Source organism: Sorangium sp. So ce296, assembly GCF_051529605.1.
GTDB classification, from domain to species: Bacteria; Myxococcota_A; Polyangia; order Polyangiales; family Polyangiaceae; genus Sorangium; species Sorangium cellulosum_D.
The window spans coordinates 7584810-7606814 of record NZ_CP150325.1 but is presented as its reverse complement, the minus strand read 5'-3'; the positions used below and the strand labels follow the sequence as shown (position 1 = coordinate 7606814).

General features: G+C 73.2%; 18 protein-coding genes. 9 read left to right on the top strand and 9 right to left on the bottom strand.

All coding sequences use genetic code 11. The annotated features are described in order from the left end of the window. The first annotated feature begins 4 nt into the window (after positions 1 to 4). The 4 genes from WME98_RS28190 (at position 5) to WME98_RS28175 (ending at position 3263) form a co-directional block, all read left to right on the top strand. Positions 5 to 844, top strand: coding sequence for an ABC transporter ATP-binding protein (locus tag WME98_RS28190; RefSeq protein WP_437944835.1), 840 nt, complete (start codon positions 5 to 7; stop codon positions 842 to 844). 10 nt (positions 845 to 854) lie between these two features. Next, the gene (locus tag WME98_RS28185; RefSeq protein WP_437944833.1) at positions 855 to 1877 is read left to right on the top strand and encodes an ABC transporter substrate-binding protein; all 1023 of its coding nucleotides are present in this window, start codon (positions 855 to 857) and stop codon (positions 1875 to 1877) included. A gap of 65 nt (positions 1878 to 1942) precedes the next feature. Then, the gene (locus tag WME98_RS28180) at positions 1943 to 2617 is read left to right on the top strand and encodes a glutathione S-transferase family protein (RefSeq protein ID WP_437944831.1); all 675 of its coding nucleotides are present in this window, start codon (positions 1943 to 1945) and stop codon (positions 2615 to 2617) included. A 25-nt stretch (positions 2618 to 2642) separates the two neighbouring features. Further along, on the top strand, positions 2643 to 3263 hold the full coding sequence (locus WME98_RS28175) for a glutathione S-transferase family protein (protein WP_437944829.1): 621 nt from the start codon (positions 2643 to 2645) through the stop codon (positions 3261 to 3263). A gap of 81 nt (positions 3264 to 3344) precedes the next feature. Here WME98_RS28175 and WME98_RS28170 read toward each other — a convergent pair whose 3' ends face one another. The 5 genes from WME98_RS28170 to WME98_RS28150 form a co-directional block, all read right to left on the bottom strand. Further along, positions 3345 to 4520: an acyl-CoA dehydrogenase family protein gene (locus WME98_RS28170; RefSeq protein ID WP_437944827.1), complete on the bottom strand. Its 1176-nt coding sequence runs from the start codon at positions 4518 to 4520 to the stop codon at positions 3345 to 3347. Between the two features lie 10 nt (positions 4521 to 4530). Further along, a complete protein-coding gene (locus tag WME98_RS28165) occupies positions 4531 to 5400 on the bottom strand; it encodes an isocitrate lyase/PEP mutase family protein (protein WP_437944825.1) in 870 nt (289 codons plus the stop codon). 185 nt (positions 5401 to 5585) lie between these two features. Further along, entirely contained in the window at positions 5586 to 6938 is a 1353-nt protein-coding gene (locus WME98_RS28160) for an erythromycin esterase family protein (protein WP_437944823.1), read from the bottom strand. Positions 6939 to 7238: 300 nt separating this feature from the next. Next, complete coding sequence (locus WME98_RS28155) at positions 7239 to 7478, bottom strand: DUF378 domain-containing protein (protein ID WP_044985492.1); 240 nt, start codon at positions 7476 to 7478, stop codon at positions 7239 to 7241. Between the two features lie 96 nt (positions 7479 to 7574). Continuing rightward, positions 7575 to 8390: an SIR2 family NAD-dependent protein deacylase gene (locus tag WME98_RS28150; RefSeq protein ID WP_437944821.1), complete on the bottom strand. Its 816-nt coding sequence runs from the start codon at positions 8388 to 8390 to the stop codon at positions 7575 to 7577. A 512-nt stretch (positions 8391 to 8902) separates the two neighbouring features. On the opposite strand from WME98_RS28150, the gene WME98_RS28145 reads away from it, so the two are divergent. From WME98_RS28145 to WME98_RS28135, 3 genes are all read left to right on the top strand, one after another. Then, on the top strand, positions 8903 to 10741 hold the full coding sequence (locus WME98_RS28145; protein WP_437944820.1) for a vWA domain-containing protein: 1839 nt from the start codon (positions 8903 to 8905) through the stop codon (positions 10739 to 10741). A gap of 709 nt (positions 10742 to 11450) precedes the next feature. Next, the gene (locus WME98_RS28140) at positions 11451 to 13154 is read left to right on the top strand and encodes a hypothetical protein (protein ID WP_437944818.1); all 1704 of its coding nucleotides are present in this window, start codon (positions 11451 to 11453) and stop codon (positions 13152 to 13154) included. An 87-nt stretch (positions 13155 to 13241) separates the two neighbouring features. Further along, entirely contained in the window at positions 13242 to 14087 is an 846-nt protein-coding gene (locus tag WME98_RS28135) for a ribokinase (protein WP_437944816.1), read from the top strand. A 40-nt stretch (positions 14088 to 14127) separates the two neighbouring features. Here WME98_RS28135 and WME98_RS28130 read toward each other — a convergent pair whose 3' ends face one another. Then, the gene (locus WME98_RS28130; protein WP_437944814.1) at positions 14128 to 14661 is read right to left on the bottom strand and encodes a DUF2505 domain-containing protein; all 534 of its coding nucleotides are present in this window, start codon (positions 14659 to 14661) and stop codon (positions 14128 to 14130) included. Positions 14662 to 15055: 394 nt separating this feature from the next. Between WME98_RS28130 and WME98_RS28125 the strand changes: the two genes are divergently transcribed. Next, positions 15056 to 16111 (top strand): pepsin/retropepsin-like aspartic protease family protein, encoded by a 1056-nt coding sequence (locus tag WME98_RS28125; RefSeq protein ID WP_437944812.1) that lies wholly within the window; start codon positions 15056 to 15058, stop codon positions 16109 to 16111. A gap of 195 nt (positions 16112 to 16306) precedes the next feature. Next, a complete protein-coding gene (locus tag WME98_RS28120) occupies positions 16307 to 17764 on the top strand; it encodes a cyclic nucleotide-binding domain-containing protein (protein ID WP_061621590.1) in 1458 nt (485 codons plus the stop codon). Between the two features lie 47 nt (positions 17765 to 17811). Here the strand turns inward: WME98_RS28120 and WME98_RS28115 are convergent, their stop codons facing one another. The 3 genes from WME98_RS28115 to WME98_RS28105 form a co-directional block, all read right to left on the bottom strand. After that, on the bottom strand, positions 17812 to 18357 hold the full coding sequence (locus WME98_RS28115; RefSeq protein WP_148313296.1) for a hypothetical protein: 546 nt from the start codon (positions 18355 to 18357) through the stop codon (positions 17812 to 17814). A gap of 190 nt (positions 18358 to 18547) precedes the next feature. Beyond that, on the bottom strand, positions 18548 to 20668 hold the full coding sequence (locus tag WME98_RS28110; RefSeq protein WP_437944809.1) for an ATP-binding protein: 2121 nt from the start codon (positions 20666 to 20668) through the stop codon (positions 18548 to 18550). A 120-nt stretch (positions 20669 to 20788) separates the two neighbouring features. After that, positions 20789 to 21877 (bottom strand): MaoC family dehydratase, encoded by a 1089-nt coding sequence (locus WME98_RS28105; protein WP_437944807.1) that lies wholly within the window; start codon positions 21875 to 21877, stop codon positions 20789 to 20791. Positions 21878 to 22005: the final 128 nt, after the last annotated feature.

The window sequence follows — 22005 nt, the reverse complement described above, 5'->3', positions numbered from 1 at the left end:
TCGGATGAGCACGATCCCTGGTCCCGCCGTGCGCCTCCGCGACGTCCGGCGGGCGTTCGGAGCCCGCCCGGTGCTCGGCGGCGTCGACCTCACCGTCCGCGCCGGCGAGTTCGTCGCGCTGCTCGGCGCGAGCGGCTCCGGGAAGAGCACGCTGCTGCGGGTGCTCGCCGGGCTCGACGCGCACGCGAGCGGCGACGTCGCGGTCCCGGACCGGCGCGCGGTCGTCTTCCAGGAGCCGCGGCTCTTCCCGTGGAAGCGGGTCTGGCGGAACGTCGCGCTGGGGCTCCCCTGCCCGCCCGACGAGGCGAAGCGGCGCGCGCTCCTCGCGCTCGCCGAGGTGGGGCTCTCGGCCCACGCGGACGCCTGGCCGCTCACGCTCTCGGGCGGAGAGGCCCAGCGCGCGGCGCTGGCCCGCTCGCTCGTGCGCGCGCCGGAGCTCCTGCTCCTCGACGAGCCGTTCGGCGCGCTCGACGCGCTCACGCGGCTCCGCATGCACGGCCTCCTGGCCGAGCTCTGCGCCCGGCACCGGCCCGCCGTGCTGCTCGTCACGCACGACGTCGACGAGGCGCTCCTCCTGGCCGATCGCGCGCTCGTCCTCGCCAGGCCGTCGCCCGAGGCTGGCAGCGTGATCACCGCGGACCTCGCCCTCGATCTTCCGGCGCCGCGGCGGCGCAGCGGCCCCCGGTTCGCGGCGCTGCGCGGCGCGCTCCTCGGCCACCTCGGCGTCGAGGGCGACGAGCCGGACGACGCGCCCATCCCCCGATCGGCCCCGCGCGCCCAGCGAGCGGCCTCGCCCCCCCCTGCTCCCGCCGAAGCGCGGGCCCTACCGTCTGTCGTCTCCTGAAGGAAGGCCCATGTCCATCGCCGCTCTCCTCGACGCGCTCGCCCCGCTCCGCCACGCCGCGGCGGCGCTGCTCGCCCTGTCCGTCGCCGCGTGCTCGAAGGCGGGGGACGCGCCCGCTCCCCCCCTGGCGGGCGAGCCGGCCGCGGTCGACCTCGCGACGGTGACGCTCCGGATCGGCGAGCAGACGGGCATCGTGAAGAGCGGGCTGGAGGCCGCGGGCCAGCTCGAAGGGATCCCCTACACGATCGAGTGGGCGACGTTCACCGCCGGCCCTCCGCTGCTCGAGGCCATCAACGCCGACGCGGTGGACATCGGCGCCGTCGGGGATACGCCGCCGATCTTCGCGCAGGCCGCCGGAGCCCCGATCCGGATCGTCGCGGTCACCCACAATCGCCCGGAATACAAGGCGATCCTCGTCCCGAAGGGGTCGAGCGTCCGGGCCCTCCGCGAGCTCAAGGGCAAGAAGGTGGCGGTGGCCAAGGGCTCCTCGGCCCATTACCTGCTGCTGGCGGCGCTCCGCCGGGACGGCCTCGGCATCGCGGACATCGTGCCCGTGTACATGAACCCGAACGACGCCCAGCCGGCCTTCGCCAGCGGAGACGTCGACGCCTGGGCGGTCTGGGAGCCCTATGTGGCGAGCAACGTGCGGCAAGGGGCGGTGAAGCTCCTCGACGGCGCCGGGCTCACCGACGCGCTCTCGTTCCAGGTGAGCAGCGACAAGGCCCTCGCCGATCCGGGCAAGGCCGCCGCGATCGCGGACTACCTGGCCCGCTCGCACAAGGCCCACGAGTGGTCGAACGACCACAAGGACGTGTGGGCGCGCAAGTTCGCCGAGGTCACCAAGCTGCCGCTCGAGGTGGCTCAGGACATGTTCGAGCACCACGAGCCGAGGTACGTCCCCCTCGACGACGAGATCGCCAGAGCGCAGCAAACGATGGCGGACGCCTTCTTCCAGGAGGGATTGTTGCCGCAGAAGATCGAGGTCTCGCGGGTGTTCGACGGGCGGTTCAACGACCGCGTCCCGCCCCGTTGAGGGCGCCCGCGGGCCCGGACGACAGGAGCGCTTTTCGCGTGGCAGACGCCACGAAGGAGAACAGGATGACGAAGCTGCGACTCTACAGCGCGAAGGCGTGCCCCTTCGCCCACCGCACCCGGCTCGTGCTCAAGGAGAAGGCGATCGACGCCGAGCTGATCGAGGTCGATCTGCAGAACAAGCCGCGGGCGTTCGTCGACGCCTCGCTCTACGGAAAGGTCCCGGCGATCGAGCACGAGGGCCACCGCATCTGGGAATCGGCGATCATCAACGAGTACCTCGACGAGGCGTTCCCCGATCCGCCGCTCCTGCCGAGGGAGCCGGGCAGGCGCGCCCTGGCGAGGATCTGGATCGATTACGCGAACACGCGCCTCGTGCCGGCGTTCGCCCAGCTGCTCCGGGCCGAGGCGCCGGACCAGGAGGCCGAGGGGCGCAAGGCGCTCGGCGACGTGCTCGCGTTCATCGAGCGGGAGGCGCTGGAGAGGTCGTCGGGCCCCGGGCCCTACTGGCTCGGCGCCGACGTCAGCCTCGTCGATCTCGCGTTCTATCCGTGGTTCGAGCGGCTGCCCGCGGTGGATCGGCTCCGCGGGTTCTCCATCCCGGCAGAGCTCACGCGGCTCCGGGCGTGGATCGACGCCGTGGCGGCGCGCGACGCGGTCCGCGCCGCCGCGAGCCCGGTCGATTTCTACGTGGAGCGTTACGCGAAGTTCGTGAAGCCGGCGAAGGCGACGGCCGCCTGAGCGGCGCCGGGAGACAGGAGACATCATGTTGAAGCTCTGGGGTCACAAGAATTCTTCGAACGTGCAGAAGGTCCTCTGGGCGCTCGACGAGCTGAGGCTCGATTTCGAGCGCATCGACGCCGGCGGGCCGTTCGGCCGCGTGAAGGACGCCGACTACCTCACCCTCAACCCCAACGGGCTGGTGCCGACGCTCGAGGACGGGCCGCTGGTGCTCTGGGAGTCGCACGCGATCGTGCGTTACCTGTTCTCGCGGTACGGCTCGCCGCCCCTCCAGCCGAGCGATCTCGCGGACAGGGCGCGCGCCGACGCGTGGACGGACTGGCAGTTCGGGACCCTGTGGCCCCCGGTGCGGACGCTCCTCGTGCAGCTCCTGCGCACGCCGGAGGAGCGCCGCGATCAGGGCGCGATCGACGGCGCGCGCAAGGCGGCGCTCGCCGCCCTCGGGATCCTCGATCGGCAGCTGTCGAAGCAACCGTGGGTCGCCGGAGAGTACTTCACGTTCGCCGACATCCCCCTCGGGGTGGCGGCGCAGCGGTGGTACAACCTGCCGACCGAGCGGCCCGCGCTCCAGCACGTCGACGCGTGGTACGGCCGCGTCAAGCGCCGGCCGGGCTTCGAGCGCTGGGTGGATCTCCCGCTCACGTGAGGCGCGCGCCGGCCGCGGGCGCGCGTCGGCTCGCCCGCTCCGGCCGCTCGTCTCCGCCTCTCCCCTCTCGGGGACGGCCCTTCAGAACATCGGTACTTCGGTGTCCAGGCCGAGGAGCACGCGGCCCTGGACATCGCGCGTGTGCGGGGCGACGAGGGCGTGCTGCGTGACGGCGTGAACGTCGCGGAAGCAGCGCTGGAGCGGGCTCTCCGCGTAGAGCGCCGCGGCGCCGCCCGCCGTGAAGGCCAGATCGACGGCGCGGGCCGCGCCGAGGGCGGCGTTCGTCGCGGCCAGCCGGACGCGCGCCCGATCCCGGATCGAGATCGACTTGCCGGACAGGGCGGCATCCCAGAGGGCAGAGGCCGCCTCGACGAGGTACGCCCTGGCCGCGCCGAGCGTGGCCTCGGCCTCGGCCACGGCGAGCGCCGTCGACGGCCGCGCCGCGAGCGGCACCGCGGCGCCGACCGGCCGCTTCGCCGCCGCGAGCCGGAGGAGCTCGTCGAGGGCCGCGCGCGCGATCCCGAGCGCGGTCGCCGCGACCGCGCTCGCGAGCAGGCCGAAGAGGGGGAACGCGAACAGGGGCGCCGGATGGGTCGGCGCCGCCATCGGAAGGCGGATGCACCGGCGGCTCGGCACGAAGACGTCCGCGACCGCGAAATCGTGGCTCCCGGTGCCCGCGAGCCCGGAGGCGCTCCACGTATCCAATATCGTGCACTCCGAGGCGCGAAACATGGGCACGACGGCCTCCGGCACGCCCGCCGGCGACAGGCGCGGCGCCAGCCCGTCGAAGACCACCGCGGTGCCGCCCAGCCAGTCGCAGTGCTGACAGGCGCTCGCCATCGCCCACCTCCCCGTGACGCGAACCCCTCCCTCGACCTCGACGGCGCGGCCGCCCGGCGCGAAGACCCCGGCCGTGACGACATCCGGGCGCGCATACATCTCTTTGCCCCCCTCTGCGGGGAGATACGCGTCGAAGGCGCCGGTCGCGCCGCAGATCATGGCGCACCATCCCGCCGCGCCGTCGGCGCGCGAGAGCTCCTCGATGGCCTGCATCGCCGTGAGGGGGTCGGCCTCGAGCCCGCCGAGCGCGGCCGGACGAAACATGCGAAAGAACCCCGCCTCCCGGAGCGCCCGCGCGACCGGATCCGGCAAACGGCGCTCGCGCTCCCCCTGCTGCGCGTGTTTCTGGACGAGCGGGACGAGGCTGCGCGCCGCGTCGAGGAGCGACGCGGGCTCGGCGGAGGACGTCGTGGCCATGGTCAAAGGCTCATCCCTTCCTGGGCGGCTGCGCGTAGCGCCCCTCTTCGGCATAGTACTCGGGGAATCCGACGATCTCCTGGAGCGCCTCGAAGCGCATCCGGGGGTCCGGGTGCCGGCCGGCGCGCAACGCGGCGAGCGCCTCGCGCATGGCGGCGGCGGCGACCGAGAGCAGGGTGAGCGGATACGCCGCGATCTTGTAGCCGATCGCCTCGAGCTCGGCCGGCGGCAGCACCGGAGTCCTGCCGTGATCCACCATGTTCGCCATGGTCGGCGCGCGCACTTCCCGGCAGAACGTACGCATCTCCTCGACGCTCTCGGGCGCCTCCAGGAACACGATGTCGGCCCCGAGATCGGCGAACGCCTGGGCGCGGGCCAGCGCCTCGTCGAAGCCGTGCGTCTGCCGGGCGTCGGTGCGCGCCAGGATGAGCACCCCGGCGCCCTCGTCGCGCGCGTCCACGGCGGCCTGGATGCGGGTGAGCGCCTCGTCGCGGGGCACGACCTGCTTGCCGCGCGTGTGGCCGCAGCGCTTCGGGGCGACCTGGTCCTCGATCATGACGCACGCGAGCCCGGCCTGCGCGTAGCCGCGCACCGTGCGCTTCACGTTCATCGCGTTGCCGTAGCCCGTGTCGCCGTCGCCGAGCACCGGGATCGACACCGCGGCGCAGATCGCCCGCGCCTGGTCGACCATCTCGCCATACGAGATGAGCCCCGTGTCCGGGGCGCCGAGGCGCGCGGCCGAGACCGCGAAGCCGCTCATGAACGTGAGCGGGAAGCCCGCCTGCTCGATGAGCCGCGCCGACAGCGCGTCGAAGCAGCAAGGCATCACGAGGAGGCCGGGCGTCGCGAGGAGCTCGCGGAGCGTGTGAGCGGAGGACACGGCGCAGACGATACCGCGCCCGGCGGCCCTCCGGGCAAGCGCGATCGCCCGAGGCGAGCCGGCGCGGAGGGCGCGCAGGCGGCGCGCTCGCCGCAGCAGGGCGCGCCGGGTTTTTTATCGCCGGCGCGCGCCGCGGGGAGGCGACTCGCCTCTTGCCAGATCGCCAGAGCGCCTGATCCCGGCGCTCACACCCCTGTCGGGTACGTCTCCGCCTCGGGCTCGCGCCGCTCGGCGGTCCACTCCAGCGGCCTCACCGCGGTCGTCTCGTCGACGTGGATGACCGCGTCGAACTGCTCGCTGAGCCTCGCGTGGAAGTAATGGCTCGCCCGCTCGGTCTCCGGGAGATAGAGCACGCCGATCGCGCGCTCGAGCGAGCGCTCGCGCAGCGCCTCGACGAGCTCGCGGCGCGCGCCCGCCTCGGGCCGCAGGTCGAGCCAGAAGCGCGAGAGCTCCGTGTCGTGGAAGAGCCGCTCGTAGCTGTTCGGCAGCGACGGCCGGACGCGCTTGATCTCCGCGGGATTGCCCCACTCGGAGGCGGCCATCACGGTGCCGGTGTGCGTCGAGAAGCCGACGAGGAACGTGGCTTCGCCGAAGCGCTCGCGCAGGAGCTGGCCGACGTTCCACTCGCCCGCCTCGCCCATCTGCGTCGCGCGCGCGTCGCCCAGGTGCGAGTTGTGCGCCCAGAGGACGGCCCGCGTCGGCGCGTGGAACCGGTCGAGGTGCGCGACGAGCGCCTCGACGGTCTCGGCCATGTACCGGTCGCGGAGGTTCCACGACGACACGGGGCCGCGGAACATGGTGCGATAATACTCCTCGGCGCTCTGCACGAGCCGCGCGTTCTGCTCGACCTGGAAGTACTCGTCCTCGGCGACGCGCCCGTCGAGCCTCGCGTACTCGGCCTGCTTCTTCATCAGCTCCATCAGCTGCTCGACGACCTCGCGCTCGCACGACCCGCTGAGCTCGAAGCCGGCCGCGTACCCGTACACCTGCGGATCCTCGCTGAACCGGTCGAAACAGCCGTAGCGGCGCCGCGCCCGCCCGGCGGCCTCCGGATCGACGCGGTCGAGGTACTCGAGGACGGCCTCCATCGAGGCGTGCAGGCTGTAGAGGTCCATGCCGTAGAAGCCCGCCTTCGCCTGCCCGCGCGGCACGCCGGCGTTGTGCTCGCGGAGCCAGCGGACGAGGCCGAGGACGTCCTCGTTGCGCCACATCCACTGCGGGAACCGCTTGAAGCCGGAGAGCGCCTCCTCGGCGCTGCCGTCGTCGTCCGTCCCGCGGACATAGCGGTTCACGCGGTACGCGTCCGGCCAGTCGGCCTCGACGATGACCGCGGTGAAGCCCTTCTCGGCGATGAGCCGCCGCGTGATCTGGGCGCGCGCCTGGTAGAACTCGTGGGTGCCGTGCGTGGCCTCGCCGAGCAGGACGAAGCGGCGATCGCCGATCGCGTCGAGCAGCGCGTCGTAGTCGCGCGCGCCGCCGCGCAGCGGCCGGGCAGCGTCGCGGACGAGGGCGGTCACGGGTTCTCGAGAGCTGGGCATGGTGTCACTCCTTGGTCCGTGGCGGCCGCGGCGGCCTCGGGACACGGCAGCTCCTCTCCAGCCCGCCGGATCGACGCCTCCGGCGAACGGCAGAGGATGCCCGTGGATTGCCGCTGTGCTCGCTGTTCCGTGGATCCGATTCGGTGTCTGGACAGGCGCCATGAGTTGCAAAACCCGCGCCGGGACAGACCACGACCTCAGGAGCCGCCCGACTCCCAGAGACTCCGGAGCTCGGCTCGGTGCGCCAGCTCCGCGCCGGTGCGTCCGATCGAGCCGATACCGCTCACGGCAGGGTGTCGCTCACGGCATGGTGGAGACGCGCGCGCGCTTTCCGAGCTGGACCGAAGCGTAGAGGAGATAGAGGCCGGCGAGCCCGACGAGCACGTAGACGATGCGGCTGATCGTGCTGAGCCTGCCGAAGATCGCCGCGACCAAGTCGAACTCGAACAGCCCAACGAGCCCCCAGTTGACGGCGCCGATCACGGCCAGCACGATCGCGGCCCACGTTAGCCCTGAAATCCCACGGTTGACCTGTTCCATGCCGCCGGGAGAAGCACGAGCCGCGCCGCGCGCGACGTGCACCGCGCGCGCGCTGCGGCGCTGACGCCGCCGGTTCGCTCGGCGGGCGCTGGGCGGTCATGCGTGCGCCGGCGCGACGTCGAGCAGCGAGGGGAGGATCTCTCCCGCGCCGCCGGTGAACACGAAATCGCAGAGGCTGGTGACCGCGCTGGGCTCGACGTTGACCTCGGCGATGAGGGCGCCGTGGCGCTTGGCGAGGGGGACGAACCCCGCGGCCGGGTACACCACGGCCGAGGTGCCGACCACGAGCAGGAGATCGCAGCCATCGACGCCGGCGGCCGCCGCGGCGAGGTCGCTCTCCTTCAGCGCTTCGCCGAACCAGACGACGTGCGGGCGCTGCACGCCGCCGCAGGGGCAGTGGGGCAGCTCCGCGGCGGAGAAGCGGCGGGCGCGGGTCTCCGGATCGGGGGAGCCGCTTCCCGCGAAGGCGGGGGTGATGGGCACGTCGCGGTTCTCGGTCACGCTCCCGCACGAGAGGCAGCGCACCTGCCACAGCGAGCCGTGGAGCCGCACCGGATCCTGCGAGCCCGCCTGCTCGTGCAGGCCGTCGATGTTCTGGGTGATCAGGGTGAAGGCGCCGCCGGCCTCCCGGAACCGCGCCTCCAGCCGCGCCAGCGCGTGGTGGCCCGGGTTCGGCTGGCAGCCGCGCGCGCGCTCGCGCCGGTGGTTGTAGAACTCCCACACGAGGCCCGGATCGCGCTGCCACGCCTCCGGCGAGGCGAGGCTCGTCGCCTCGTAGCGCCGCCACAGCCCCCCGGCGCCGCGGAACGTGGGGATGCCCGACTCCGCCGAGACGCCGGCGCCGGTCAGGACGGCGATCTTCCTGGCGCGGCGCAGGCTGGACTGGAAACGCTCGCGGCTCGTTGCGCTCATGGCGGACCTCCTGAGAATCGAGCAGGGAGGCGGGAAGGCGGGAGGGCGATCGCGCCTGCCGGTGCTCCCCGCGTTCCAGCGCACTCTAGCGCACGCCGCGGGGCGACGTCTGCGCCGCGGCCGGCGCGCGCCGCGCCGCGGTCGCGGCCCTGATTGCCGGCCGCGCCCCCGATTGCCGACCGCGCCCCCGATCCAGGCCGCGGCGGACGCGCCGTCGACGCGCCCTCGATTTCGGGTGTAAGCCGCCGGAGGCGACCGCGTTTCCCTGGCACTCGGACGCGCCGGGGCCCGCCACCGCGGGCCCCGGCCGCGCCGGTCCCTCCGTCGACCGCCGGACGATCAGCGGCTCGCGGCTCTCGCCCGGCGAGAGCGGCGGAGGGATCCGTCTCGCCCCTGAACGGGGGCCGCGCGTGCGGCCCTCGCGAGGACGTGTGTCGGGGTCGGCGATGGCCGCCCCGCGAGAACGCACTGCGGGGATCCGCGCTCGCGATCCCCTTCAAGGAGGACACCTCATGCGCATCCGGCCCCTCGATCTCGTCGCCCCTGCTCTCCTCGCCGCGCAGCTCGTCGGCTGCGGCGGCGCCGCGCCTGTCGCCAGGGAGCCGGCAGCGCCGGCGGGGGCGGCAGCGCCGGTGGACACCGCCGCCGCGCCGTCGATGCAGCCGGAGTTCGACGCTCCGCGAGAGGAGGGCCGCGCGTCGGCCGCCGCGGAGAAGGCCGAGGAGGCGGACGCCTCCGGCGCCCCGGCCGTCGCGGCGGCGCCGCCCCCGCCTGCTACGCCGTCGCCGGCGGCCCCGTCGGCCGGCGTGACCGCGGCTGGCAAGCCGGAGGCGCGCCGCAGCGTGGCGGGCGCCGCGCCGGCGCCGAAGAAGGTCTCCGCCCCGGCGCCGGCCGCCGCGCCGCGTCCCGCCGCGCCGCCCGCGGCGGTCGCCGTGACGGCGCCCGAGCCCCAGGGCAGCGAGTCGTACCGGGACTACGGCGTCAACCCGGTGGAGGACCCCGCGAAGGACAGGCTCTCGACGTTCGCGATCGACGTGGACACGGCCTCTTACGCGATCGCGCGCCGCAAGATCCTGGACGGCGCGCTGCCTCCTTATCAGGCCGTGCGCGCCGAGGAGTTCCTCAACTACTTCGATTATGGCTATGCGTCTCCCACGGCGGGCCCGTTCGCGGTGCACCTCGCGGCCGCGCCCTCGCCGTTCACGGTGGGCCATCACCTCGTGCGCGTGGCGGTCCAGGGCAAGCGGGTGCCGGCCAAGGAGCGGACGCCGGTGCACCTCGTGTACCTGGTCGACACGAGCGGCTCGATGCACGCGCCGGACCGGATCGAGCTCGCGAAGAAGAGCTTGAGAATGCTCACCGAGTCGCTCAAGCCGGGGGATACGGTCGCGCTCTGCACCTATGCGGGCAGCGTGCGGGAGGTGCTGGCGCCGACCGGCATCGAGAGCAAGGGGAAGATCCTCGCGGCGATCGCGGACCTCACGGCGGGCGGCTCCACCGCCATGGCGAGCGGGATCGATCTCGCCTACAGCCTGGCGGAGCGGACGCTCGTGAAGGGGCACATCAACCGTGTCGTCGTGCTCTCCGACGGCGACGCGAACGTCGGTCCGACCTCTCACGAGGAGATCCTGAAGACCATCAAGCGCGCGCGGGACAAGGGGATCACGCTGTCCACGGTCGGCTTCGGCCAGGGCAACTACAAGGATGTCATGATGGAGCAGCTCGCCAACCAGGGCGACGGGAATTACGCGTACATCGACAGCGAGGCGCAGGCGCGGCGGGTCTTCTCCGAGCAGGTGGGCGGGATGCTCCAGGTCATTGCGCGCGACGTGAAGATCCAGGTCGAGTTCGATCCGAGCTTCGTGAAGAGCTATCGGCTGATTGGCTACGAGAACCGCAACGTGGCCGACCGGGATTTCCGGAACGACAAGGTGGACGCGGGCGAGATCGGCGCCGGTCACAGCGTGACGGCCATCTACGATGTCGAGCTCAAGGACGCCGCGCCGAGGGGCGCGGGCGCGGCGCCGCTCGTCGTGCGCCTCCGCCACAAGGCGCCGCTCGGCTCGGACGTAGCCGAGGAGACGCTGGTCAAGATGGCTCCGGGCGCCATCGCCCCTACCTTCGACGCGGCGCCGGCCGATCTTCGCTTTGCGTCCGCGGTGGCCGGCTTCTCCGAGATCTTGCGCCACAGCCCGCATGCGCGCTCCTGGAGGCTCTCCGACGTCGAGAAGATCGCGAGGGCGTCGGCCTCCAGCAAGGGAGATCAGCAGGAGTTCATCGGCATCGTCCGCCGCGCCGGCGCGCTCGCCGGCGGCAAGACGGACGCGGTGGCTGCGCGGGGCGCCGACTGACCTGCCGGGGAGGCGGCGGTGCTTGCCGGGGGGGGACGCCATCGCTGAAGCAGCGGTGGCTCGAAGGGCGAGCTGTCTGGATGCCAGGAGAGGGAGATAGAGAGAAGAAAATTTAACGCAAAGGCGCAAAGGCGCAAGGAGAGAAAAAAAAAAAAAAGAGAGAGAGAGAGAGAGAGAGAGAGAGCTCGCACCTTCTCTCTCTTTCTTTTTTGCGCCTTTGCGCCTTTGCGCCTTTGCGTTAAATTCTTCGAATCTTTACCTGCCTCCGGAGCATCCAGGCACGCCGCAGTACGCAGGCGATCCCTCGTCGGCAACCGGCACACCGAGCCGTGACAGGAAACGACACGCCAGAGCTCGGCCGTATTTCGAAGCGCACTCTATTGTACACGCGCTCACCCCGGATCACAGCGCCGGCTCCCCCAAGTGGCCCCCTCGCGGCACCGAAACCGCGATATCGCAGACCCGCGCCGCGTGGAAGCGCAACGCACGCCACCCGCGACGAATGCCGACGAACGCCGACGAAAGCCGACGAAAACCGACCGACGAGAGCAACCGGCAGACTGGATTCCAGCGCGGCGCAGATCCAATGCAGTTTCTCGACTGGAATCCGCGGAACTGTGACTTGACATCTCGTCACCGATGTCGCTTTTATCATTCACCGTCCTCGGGCGTGTCGCGCGGGACGAAGGCGGGAAGCGAGGACGCTGCCGTGGAAGCGCTGTGCGTAACGATGCGGGGGCGGTGCCAGTATTGCCAGGCGATGCTGCCCATCAACCGGGTCGACACGAAGATCTTCTGCTCGGGGTGCGGCACGTTCACCGAGATCGCCAACCGCGTGTGGCATCGCATGCTACGCGAACCGCTCTACCGCGCTCCGCGCCTGCTGCCAGGCGAGGTGCAGCGCGTGCAGGAAATGTCGCTGTCACTCGAATTTTCTCGGTCGAAGCCCGCGTGCCGCTCTTGCCGGACGCCGCTCGCCGTGGATTCGAGCGCGCTCACCCCCCTCTCGTGCTCGAGCTGCGGGGCGCAGCACGCCCGCCGCCGCTGGCCGGCGGACATCCCGATCGCCGGGCTCGATCCCGAGGCGGTCCTCGTCGGAGAGGAGGCCGAGCTCGCGCCCCCGGACGAGCGCCCGGACGCCCCAGGGCTCGATCCGTCGCCTTGCGCCCTTTGCGGCGGCGCGCGCGACTCCAGCGCTCCCGCGGAGGGCTGCGAGCGCTGCGCCGCGGCCCCGCACGTTCCCGAAACATCCTCGCGACGACCCCGTGACCGCGCGCCGATAACGTGGCTCATCGCGTCCGAGCGGTTCGCCCCGATCAGCGGGCACGCCGCGCCCGTGCAAGAAGGGCTCTTCGACTGGAGAGAGGCGCCCAGGGTCGCTCCGCTCGACGACGGAGGGTTCGTCCTGCTCTCGCTCTCCAGCGGAGAGTGGACCGGGCCGCGGCGGAGCCTCGACGAGGTGCACGAGCGCGTCGTCATGGCGCTCGACCCGGACCTCCGGGTGCGGTGGCTCCGGCGCGAGCGCGTCCCCGGCAGGCTCGGCAAGCAGGCGCTCGGCCTCGCGTCCGACGGCGAGCGCATCGTCCTCTATTCCTCCCGAGAAGGGCACGAGGTGCTCGACGGCAGGACGGGCGCCTCGCTCGGAAAACATGCGACGAGCGACGCGATGATCGCGTCGCTCCACGGGCGGGAGGCGCGCGTCCTCGGCCTCCACCTGCGGATCGACAGGGGACGCCTCGCCGTGGTGCACGGCGACGCCGCCGCGCTCCCCGGAGCGGTCCTCGGCCGGCGCGGCGTGAAGGTCGTCCGGCGCCTGCCCGGCGGCGGGCTCGGCGTCCTCTCCCGCCACCGAGGGGTGCGGCTCGACGTGGTCGATCCGCGCGGCGGGCTCAGGACGTTCCTTGTCAATCCGAAGGACGGCTCGCTCGACGGGCTCTCGTTCTCGGTCAGCCGGAGCGGGCTCGTCGGCGTGCTCAACCACCGCCGCCTCTGGGTGGCCCGGCCCGGGGACGAGGAGCTCCGCACCTGCCTCGACGGCCCGGCCGATCGCGTGTGGCGCGACTCCGTGCTCCTCGCCGCCGACGACGGCGTCTGGCTCTTCGAGAACGGCTCGGGCGCGCGCCGCTACGCCCCAGACGGCGCCTTGCTCTTCGACGCCGAGATCTGCCCGCGGCCCAAGGCGCGCGCGCCGGCGCAGCTCGCCAGCGAGTCGACGCAGAAGCGAATGGAGAGGGCCCGGAGACACCGGCTCTCGCGCGCCGGCAAGGCGGAGCACGAGCTCGGCGAGGGCACGCGGAGCGAGGCGGCGCGCCAGGCGAAATGGCCGCTGCGCGCGCTCGCGTGGCTGCTCGGCCGCACGACGCTGCTCGCCCTCGGGCTCGCGCTGGGCTCCAGCGGCGCGCTCGGCGGCTGATCTCGACCGATCGGTCGCCTCATCGGCGCAAGGGCCCGCCCCGCGCCCCGCGCCGCCGCGCCGCCGCGTTCGTGGTATGCGGCGGACATGGGGTTGCTCGCGATCTGCGGCTCGATCACCGCCGATCTCCTCGGTTACGGCCCGCGGCTGCCGCGCCCGGGCGAGTCGGTGCTGGGCCGCCGCTTCCTCGTCGCGCCGGGCGGCAAGGGCGCGAACCAGGCGGTCGCGGCGGCGCGCTCCGGCGCCCGCGTGCGGCTCGCGGGCGCGCGCGGCGACGACGCCCACGGCGAGCTCTGCGCCGCCGCGCTCGCCGCCGACGGCGTGGACCTCTCCACCGTGGCGATCCACCGCGGCGCGACGACCGGCGTGGCCCTCATCTGCGTCGACGACGCCGGGGAGAACCAGATCCTCGCGATCCCCGGCGCCAACGCGCTCGTCGCGCCGCCCGCGCCGTGCGGGGCCTCCGTCTGGCTGTGCCAGGGCGAGATCCCGGCCGAGGCCATCGCCGGCGTGCTGTCGGCCGCGCGGGCGGACGGCGCGCTGTCGATCTGCAATCCATCGCCCGTCAACGCCATCGACCCCGCGCTCGTCGGCCGGTTCGATCTCGCCGTGGTCAACGAGCTCGAGCACGAGGCGCTGCGAGGCCACCTGCCGGAGCGCGTGGTGCTCACCCGCGGCGCCCGCGGCGCCGTGCTGCTGCCCTCGGGCGAGGAGCTCCCCGCCCTCCCCGCGCGCGCCGTCGACACGACCGGCGCAGGGGACGCGCTCGCGGGCGTCCTCGCCGGCGGGCTCGCCTCCGGGATGGCCATCGAGGCCGCGCTGCGCCTCGCGATCGCGGCGGCGGGCATCTCGGTCGAGCGCGAGGGGTGCCAGCCCTCCTATCCGACCCGCGCCGAGGTGGAGCGCCGCCTCGGCGCCTCCCCGGGCCCGTGATCGCCGCTCCGCCCGACCTTCCCGGCGGGGGGCGCCCCCCTCACGCCGGCTGAACGCTCGCCTCCGCCCGGGCCGGGTGCTCCGCGATCCATCGATTCAGGAACGCCGCGCTGTCGTCCCAGCCCGCGCGCATCTCCTTCTCCATGAGGCCCTCGAGCATCCTGCCGAACCCGAAGATCTTCGCCTCGATCGTCGCCCTCGCCACGCGCGTCACCTGGCCGGGGCCCGACGGCTCGACCCGCAAGGTGCCCGAGTTGCGCAGCCGATCGGAGAGCAGGCTCGGCGCCATGGTCCAGCTCCACGTCCGCGCGGCCTTGTCGAAGACGCTCTCCTCGACGTAGCGGAAGTTCGGCCCGAGCATCGATTGAATGGCGGCGGGCAGCGCGTGGATACGGGGCTGCCCGACCGCCTTGCGCACCCGCGTGCGCTCGTCCTCCCGCTGCTCCAGCACCTCGAACGAGGGGAATTTGAGGACGTCGCGGTACATCTGCTCGTTGACCTCACCGCTGAAGAACAGCTCCCAGAAGGTGTCCTCGTCGCAGCGGATCACGTGCCTCGCCTCGATGTGGATCATGCGTTTTCCCTCTCCTGCGCACACCTTGGAGCCGGACGAGCCGACTGACAACCGGCGCGAGGAAGCTCGGCGCAGATGTTTTGACGCCGCCCGCGCGCGGACGCCGCGTGCGGGCGGATGCCCGCGCGCCGCGAGAGAGGCAGAGGACACGAGGGCACGCCGTCGATCCGCCGAGGTGCGGTTTCTGCTGGCGACACATCTCAAGGCCGCCTGCGCTCAGCGGCGCGGCGCTCCGGGCTCATCGGTAGAGGCCGCTTGACCGAGGTCGGGCGCCGGCCAATGATGGATTGATGATGATGCGAGAGAGGCTCTCCTCCTCTGCGAGCTCTGCGAGGAGAGGCGAGCGCGGCGAGGCCCGGCGCCGCCCTTCACCGCGGCAGGTCGAGCGCTGGTGATGCGGGTGAAGCGCGCTCGTGGGGGTGCCGCCCTCGCGCTCTCGATCTCCCTCGCCGCCGGCGCGCTCGCGGCAGCCGGCTGCGCCGAGACCGCCGCGGTCCGCGCGGCGCCGGCCTCGGCTCACGGCGCGGCGCCGGCCGGAGGCGCCGCCGGCGGGCCTTCGCCCGCGGAGCCGGCTCGCCCGGCGGCGCCGGCGCCGGCGAGCGCCGGGGGGCGCCGGGCGAGCCTCCAGTTCGAGCTCAACGAACGCCCGTTCCCCTCGCCGCTCATCGATGCCGTCGTCGCCGGCCAGCCGACCGCGCTGCTCGTCGACACCGGCGCCTCCCACCACGTGCTCGCCCGCTGGCTGGCCGCCGAGCTCGCGCTGCCGCTCTCGACGGCCGGCGACGTCGCGGTCGATCACGCGGGCAGGCCCCTGCCGGTCTCCCGCATCGAGCGCGCGACCATCGCGCTCGCCGGGTGGGGCTCGGTGGACGCGCCCGCGCTGCTCGTCGTGCCCGTCCCCGACGCGCTGCAGCGGCTCGGGATCGGCGGCGTCCTCGCGCCGCAGGCGCTGGCGGGGCCGGGCCGCGCGGTCGTGCTCGACCTGCGCGAGGGCCGGATGACCGAGGCGCCCCGCGACGAGGCCGCCCGCGCGCTCCGGGCGCGGTTCGGCGAGGCCGCGGTCGCGGAGCTCGGCCACTGCGGCGGCCCGAACCAGGGCCACGAGATCACCGCCGCGGCGACGGTCGACGGGATCGCCGTGACGCTGAAGGTCGACTCGGGCGCATCGCAGACGTCCCTCTTCGCCGCCTCGCCCGCGGGGAGGCGGCTGTCGCACCGGGCGGCCGGCGGCCGGAGCGCCTACGCCGCCTCCGGCAAGCACACCGTTCCCGTGCTGTCAGGCGCTCGCCTCCACCTGGCGGGGTTCGACGCCGCCGCGGAACTCGATCTCTTGCCCGGCGAGCGGCGGGGGGCCTGCCCGTCGGACGGATTTGCCGGCATGGATGTGCTCCGCAGCTGTGTGCTGCTGCTCGCCGAGGACGGCGGCCTCGCGGCCTGCGCCCCGCGGTGAGCGGAGCGCGCGCGCTGCCGCGTTGAGGGCCGCGGCCCTGGCCGGGGCCGAGCCGCCGAGGGGCGCGCCATGCCCCAGCGAGGTCGCGATGCGTCGTGGTAGAAGAGGCGCACGCGTGGACGTCCGGTCGCCGCGGCGGGGGAGGGATCCAGCTCGCCGCGGCGCGGAGGCGTCGCGCGGTGGTCGGGAGGCATCATGTCGACAGGTTTCGAGTTCTTGACCCAGGATGACGAGCGGCTGCTGCTGGAGAAGTCGACCTGCGTCACCTACCGACCGGGCGAGCAGATCCTCGAGGAGGGCTCGCGCAGGCAGGGCATCTTCATCGTGCGCAGCGGCCTGGTCGGCGTCGAGGTCGCCCACCTCGGGCGCGGCGTGGCGCTCCGCCAGCTCGGCCCCGGCGCGATCTTCGGCGAGATGTCGTTCCTCGAGAGCGCCGCCGCGAGCGCCTCCGTCGTCGCCCGCGAGGAGTGCACCCTCGACGTGATCGAGGGCCCGTATGTCCACTCGCTGCTTGCCTCCGTCCCCGGCCTCGCGGCGCGCTTCTACCAGTCGCTCGCGATCATGCTCGCCCAGCGCCTCCGCGAGAACACCGCGATGCTCCCCCCGCTCCTCGTCGAGGACGTGCCCCAGGTCAACCGCTTTCACGCGGCGAGGACGGGCCAGGCCGGCACCAACAACATCCCTCCGAAGCTCATCGACACGGTCGAACAGTTCAAGTTCGAGATGATGATCGCCGACAGGATGGTCAAGGAGGCCAAGCACCCCGAGGCGGAGATCCAGGAGAAGGTGAGCGCCGCGTGCCAGACGATCGTGTCCGCGCTGCGCGAGCACATCGAGCGCGAGCGCCACCTCGAGAAGGGCATCGGCGCCTACGTCTTCCGCGAGACCTTCTCGCTCTTCATGCTGAGCCGCACCGTCGACCGCTGCTACACGAAGCCGCGCGGCTACGCGGGCGATTTCTATACGATCGAGATGATGTACAACGACGAGCCCGCGGGCGACGGCCGCCTCGGCCGCTTCATCGACCATTGGGGGCTCGAGCTCGAGGCCTGCCGCGCCGTCAAGAACAGGCGCGGCGTGCTGAGCCGCGCGCTCCGGGAGGCCTGCCGCGTCCACGGGCCCGGCCAGGTCCTCGTGACCAGCCTGGCGAGCGGCCCCGCCCGCGAGCTGTTCGACCTCTTCGCCGAGGGGGGCGAGCCGCCCGACATCAAGGCGACGTGCATCGATATCGACAACCAGGCCCTCGCCTACGCCGCCGGCATCGCCGAGGAGCTCGGCGTCATGGACCGCTTCAGCTTCGCCCAGGACAACGTGGTGCGGCTCGCCCACGGCCGCGGCAGGACGGTGCTCAAGCCCCAGCACATGATCTACAGCATCGGGCTCACCGACTACCTCCGCGACGACCTCGTCGTGAGCCTCCTCAACTGCATGCACGACAAGCTCCTCCCCGGGGGCATCGCGGTCGTCGGCAACTTCGGGGTGAACAACCCGAGCAAGGCCTTCATGGACCACGTCCTCGAGTGGGAGCTCATCCATCGCAGCGCCGATGATCTCAAGACGCTGTTCACCCGCTCGAAGTTCGGCAGCACCCCCGTCGAGGTGCGCGCCGAGGAGGCGCAGGTCAACCTGTTCGCGTTCTGCACCAAGACGTGACGCGCCCGCGGCGCGCGGCGCAGCGCGCCTCGCGCGCCGCCGCGGCCTCAGCGGAGCCAGCGCACCTCGTACTCGCAGGTGGGGTGTCCCTCGAAACGGCACCTCGTGTGGAGGCTCTGCCCGCCCCGCGCGCCCGAGAGCCGGAGCGCGTTCTCCTGCCACGCCGGCACGGCGTCTCTGCAGATCTGGCGCCCCGGGTCGGACTGAGGATCGACGCCGAGGTAGAGGATCAGGCGGAAGAACCGCTCGCCCTCCGCGAGCGGGGCGAGCCGGCCCCCGTTGAAATACATGCCCCACATCACCCCGGCCTGCCGCATGACGAGCGCGGGCGTGCCGAGCTTGATGAGCACCTTGTGCGCCAGCGTCAGGTCCTGCTCGGCGACGTAGGCCGCGAGATCGCGGATGACACCGGTCTTGTTGGGCCACCTCGAGATCTCGTCCGCGATGGCGTTCCAGACCGCGACAGGGTACCAGCTATGCGCCACGAGATCGGGCGAGGAGAAGACCGCGCGGGCGGCGGCGGGCAGCTTGGCGTCGAGGACCGACATGGCCTGGCTCCCCCACCGCGTCTGCAGGTAGGTCCTCGTATGCATGAGCGCTGAGCCTCGGATCTTCATCGAGACGGCCGCCCGTCCAGGATAGATGCTCCCCGGCCGCTCGGGCCAGCGCGGAGCGGTGGCGCCGGAGCGCGTCGCGGCGCGCGCGCGGACACACGCGCGCACACGCGGCGCGCTCCGGCGCCGCCGCTCCGGCGTGTGTGCGCGTGTGTCCGCGCGCGCGCGCTCACAGCAGGCGCTCGGCGGCCGCCGGCGGCGGCGCGTCGCCCGGGCCCTTCGCCCGCCGCGCCTGCGCGGACGCGTCGAGCACGGCGCGCACCGCCTTCGCGAGCTGCGTGGGCGTGTACGGCTTGGAGAGGAAGTGGACGGACCCGTCGAGCAGATCGCCCGGGAAGAGGGAGTCCTCGGTGTAGCCCGACGCGTACAGGACGGGCAGCGGCGCGCGCGCGCGGGCGAGCGCCGCCGCGAGCGCGGGGCCGCGCGCGTCGGGCAGGACCACGTCGCTCACGAGCAGGTGGATGGCGCCCGCGTACGTGGCCGCGAGCGCGACCGCCTCCTTGCCGTTCCGCGCCGCGAGGACCGAGTAGCCGAACGAGCGCAGCGCGGTGACGCAGAGGTCGCGCACCTGCGCCTCGTCCTCCACGACGAGCACCGTCTCCCCGCCCCCCGAGACGGCGCAGGGCGCCCTCGCGGGCTGCTCGGACGGCGCGCCCCGCACGCGCGGGAAGCAGATCGTGAAGCGCGTCCCCTGGCCGGGGGCGCTCGAGAACCAGATGTGGCCGCCGTGCTGCTTCACGATGCCGTGGCACGTCGCGAGCCCGAGCCCCGACCCCTTGCCCGGCTCCTTCGTCGTGAAGAACGGCTCGAACACGTAGTGCCGGATGGCGTCGTCGATGCCCTGCCCGGTGTCCGTGACCGTGAGCTCCACGTAGTCGCCGGGCTCGATCTCGGGCCTCGACGCCGCGTCGCCCGCCTCGATCGTCGTGTTCGCGGTCTCGATGGTCAGGCGCCCCCCGGCGGGCATCGCGTCGCGCGCGTTCACGGCGAGGTTCATGAGCAGCTGCTCGAACTGGCCGCGATCGATGTGGATCGGCCAGATCTCGCTCCCCGGCAGCACGGCGAGCTCCACGTCCTCGCCGACGAGCGGGCGGAGGAGCGGCTCGACGCCGAGGATGAGCGCGTTCGGGTCGACCACGGTCGGCTGGATGAGCTGCTTGCGCGCGAACGCGAGCAGCTGCCGCGTGAGCGCCGCGGCGCGCTCCGCGGCGGTGCCGATCTGCGTGAGGTGATCGACCACGGGCGACGACGGCGGCACCTTGCGCACCGCGAGCTCCCTGTGCCCGAAGATCGCGGTGAGCATGTTGTTGAAGTCGTGCGCGACCCCGCCGGCGAGGCGCCCGATCGCCTCGAGCTTCTGGCTGTGCAGGAGCTGCTCCTCGAGGCGCCGGCGCTCGGTGATGTCGAGGCTCGTGCCGACGAGCCCCGTGATCGCCCCGGCGTCGTCCGTGAGCAGCTGCGCCGCCATCTGCACGTGCCGCAGCTCCCCGGTCGACGGGCGCACGACGCGGCACTCGACGGGGCTCGCGATGCCGAGCGGCGACGCGCTCTCCGCGCCGCCGAAGACGCGGTGGCGGTCCTCCGGGTGGATGAGGCTCGCGAAGAGCTCGAACGTCGGGCGCACCGACGGGTCGACGCCGAGGATGTGGAAGAGCTCCTCGGACCAGCGGACGGTGCGCGACGCGAGGTCGTAGGACCAGCTGCCCACGTGCGCGATGCGCTGCGCCTCGTTGAGCATGCGCTCGCTGCGGCGGAGCTCCTGCTCGGCGCGGCGGCGCTCGGTGAGGTCGACGACCGCGCCGAAGAACCGGGTGGGCGGGCCCGCCCCCTCGACGACGGGCAGGCTGCTCAGGAGGCACTCCCGCACCGCGCCGTCCCGGTGGCGCACGCGGAACGCGCTCGCGCCCGTTCCCTCGCCGGTCTCGATCGCCAGCTCTAGGCCGGCGCGCATCTGCTCCCGGTCGTCGGGGTGGACGGCCGCGAGGAACGCCTCCGTCGACGGCTTGTCCGTCGCGGGATCGCAGCCCAGGATCCGGAACAGCTGCCGCGACCACGTGACGTGGTTCGAGCCGATATCCCAGAGCCAGTTGCCCATCTGGGCCGCCTGCTCGGCCTCGTCGAGCTGCGCCTCCGACCCGATGGCGACGGTGCCCCGCGCGCTGCCCGGCTCCGCGGGCCGGTCCGGGCTGGAGCCGCGCTGGCGTGACGCCTCGGCGCGGGACAGCGCCTGCTCCAGCTCGGCGACGCGCGCGCGGAGCGCGTCGAGCTCACGGCTCGCAGCCGCGCTCATGGCCGTTCTGTCCCTCGTCGCGGAGCGCCGGTGCTCATGACGCGCATTGTATGCCGCGGCGCGCCCCGCGGGGGATCCCTCTTCTGCGGCGCGCCCCGCGGTCGCGGCGCGCGAGCGCGCCTAGCCCCTTCGCCGCACGAGCAGCGTTCGCGTGATCTCCACGACCTTTTCCTTGACCCTGCCGTCGGCCTTGCCGAGCTCGGGGGTGAACAGATCGGCCCCCTGCTCGAGCAGCGCGCGCGGCGGCGTGTTCTTCACGCCGACGATCCGGAACGTGACGCTCCCCGCGCCCGCGCCGGCCTCTTCCCGGGCGATCACCTTGGACGCGGCGAAGAGCGTGTCGCCCGCGAGGACGCCGCTCGGGTGGGCGCCGTCGTCGAGGCCGAGGTCCCACACGCCGCACCCGGCCGTGTCCCGGCTCGAGAGCGCGAGCACCCACGACAGCACGAGCCCGCCGTGGACGACGCGCGTCTTCGCGAAGGAGCTCGCCTTGCAGTACTGCTCGTCGAGGTGCAGCGGGTGGGAGTTGCGCAGGAGGGTCGCGAGCTGCATGTGCTCGCTGTCGCCGACCGTCCGGCCGACCTCGTGGGTGAGCACGTCTCCCACCTCGAAGTCTTCCCAGGAGCAGGCGAAGCCGCCGTGGCGCGCCGGCGGCGCGAGCGGGCCGCCGAGCTCTCTCGGCAGGCGCCCCGGGGGCTCGTCCGGCTGCACGACCGCGTGCGGCGCGTCCGCGGGACGCTCCGCGACGCGGCCGGGGGGCACGAGCGCCTTGCGCTCGAACGAGCAGACGAGCTGCCCGTCCTGGTTCACCACCTGCGTCCGGACGTGCACGACGCCCTTGTCGCCCGTCGACACCGGCTTCTTGCCGATGACCATCGAGCTCGCGCGCAGCGTGTCCCCTGGGTAGCAGGCCTCCGGGAACCGCACGTCGATGTACGCGAGGTGCGCGATCGCCTGCTCGCTCACATCGTGGACGCTGAAGGAGATCCCGAGGTTGAGGAGCAGCAGCGGGCTCACCGGCCTGTCCCTGAGCCCCACCGCGCGGGCGGCGACGCGGCTCGAGTAGGTCGGGATCGCGTCCTGGAACGAGGCCGCGAAGAGCGCGAGCATCCCCTCGTCGACGGTGACATCCCAGGGGTGGGCGTACACCGCGCCGACCGTGAAATCGTCGAGCTTGCGGCCGTAGCGGGGAGAGCGGACGCGGACCATCGGTCCGCGCGATCATGGCACAGGCGCGCACCGCTGACGACGGCGCCGCCCGCGCGCGCTGGCCCGGCGGGGCGCGGGCGCCCACGGCCGCGTGCGCCCGCGCGCTCCGCCGCGCCGGAGCGGGCCCG

Coding starts and splice junctions, on each gene's coding strand:
- WME98_RS28185 (WP_437944833.1), top strand. CDS start 855: ATGTCCATCGCCGCTCTCCTCGACGCGCTCGCCCCGCTCCGCCACGCC.
- WME98_RS28135 (WP_437944816.1), top strand. CDS start 13,242: ATGGGGTTGCTCGCGATCTGCGGCTCGATCACCGCCGATCTCCTCGGT.
- WME98_RS28180 (WP_437944831.1), top strand. CDS start 1,943: ATGACGAAGCTGCGACTCTACAGCGCGAAGGCGTGCCCCTTCGCCCAC.
- WME98_RS28160 (WP_437944823.1), bottom strand. CDS start 6,938: ATGCCCAGCTCTCGAGAACCCGTGACCGCCCTCGTCCGCGACGCTGCC.
- WME98_RS28130 (WP_437944814.1), bottom strand. CDS start 14,661: ATGATCCACATCGAGGCGAGGCACGTGATCCGCTGCGACGAGGACACC.
- WME98_RS28145 (WP_437944820.1), top strand. CDS start 8,903: ATGCGCATCCGGCCCCTCGATCTCGTCGCCCCTGCTCTCCTCGCCGCG.
- WME98_RS28175 (WP_437944829.1), top strand. CDS start 2,643: ATGTTGAAGCTCTGGGGTCACAAGAATTCTTCGAACGTGCAGAAGGTC.
- WME98_RS28120 (WP_061621590.1), top strand. CDS start 16,307: ATGTCGACAGGTTTCGAGTTCTTGACCCAGGATGACGAGCGGCTGCTG.
- WME98_RS28125 (WP_437944812.1), top strand. CDS start 15,056: ATGCGGGTGAAGCGCGCTCGTGGGGGTGCCGCCCTCGCGCTCTCGATC.
- WME98_RS28115 (WP_148313296.1), bottom strand. CDS start 18,357: ATGCATACGAGGACCTACCTGCAGACGCGGTGGGGGAGCCAGGCCATG.
- WME98_RS28155 (WP_044985492.1), bottom strand. CDS start 7,478: ATGGAACAGGTCAACCGTGGGATTTCAGGGCTAACGTGGGCCGCGATC.
- WME98_RS28110 (WP_437944809.1), bottom strand. CDS start 20,668: ATGAGCGCGGCTGCGAGCCGTGAGCTCGACGCGCTCCGCGCGCGCGTC.
- WME98_RS28150 (WP_437944821.1), bottom strand. CDS start 8,390: ATGAGCGCAACGAGCCGCGAGCGTTTCCAGTCCAGCCTGCGCCGCGCC.
- WME98_RS28105 (WP_437944807.1), bottom strand. CDS start 21,877: ATGGTCCGCGTCCGCTCTCCCCGCTACGGCCGCAAGCTCGACGATTTC.
- WME98_RS28190 (WP_437944835.1), top strand. CDS start 5: ATGAGCACGATCCCTGGTCCCGCCGTGCGCCTCCGCGACGTCCGGCGG.
- WME98_RS28170 (WP_437944827.1), bottom strand. CDS start 4,520: ATGGCCACGACGTCCTCCGCCGAGCCCGCGTCGCTCCTCGACGCGGCG.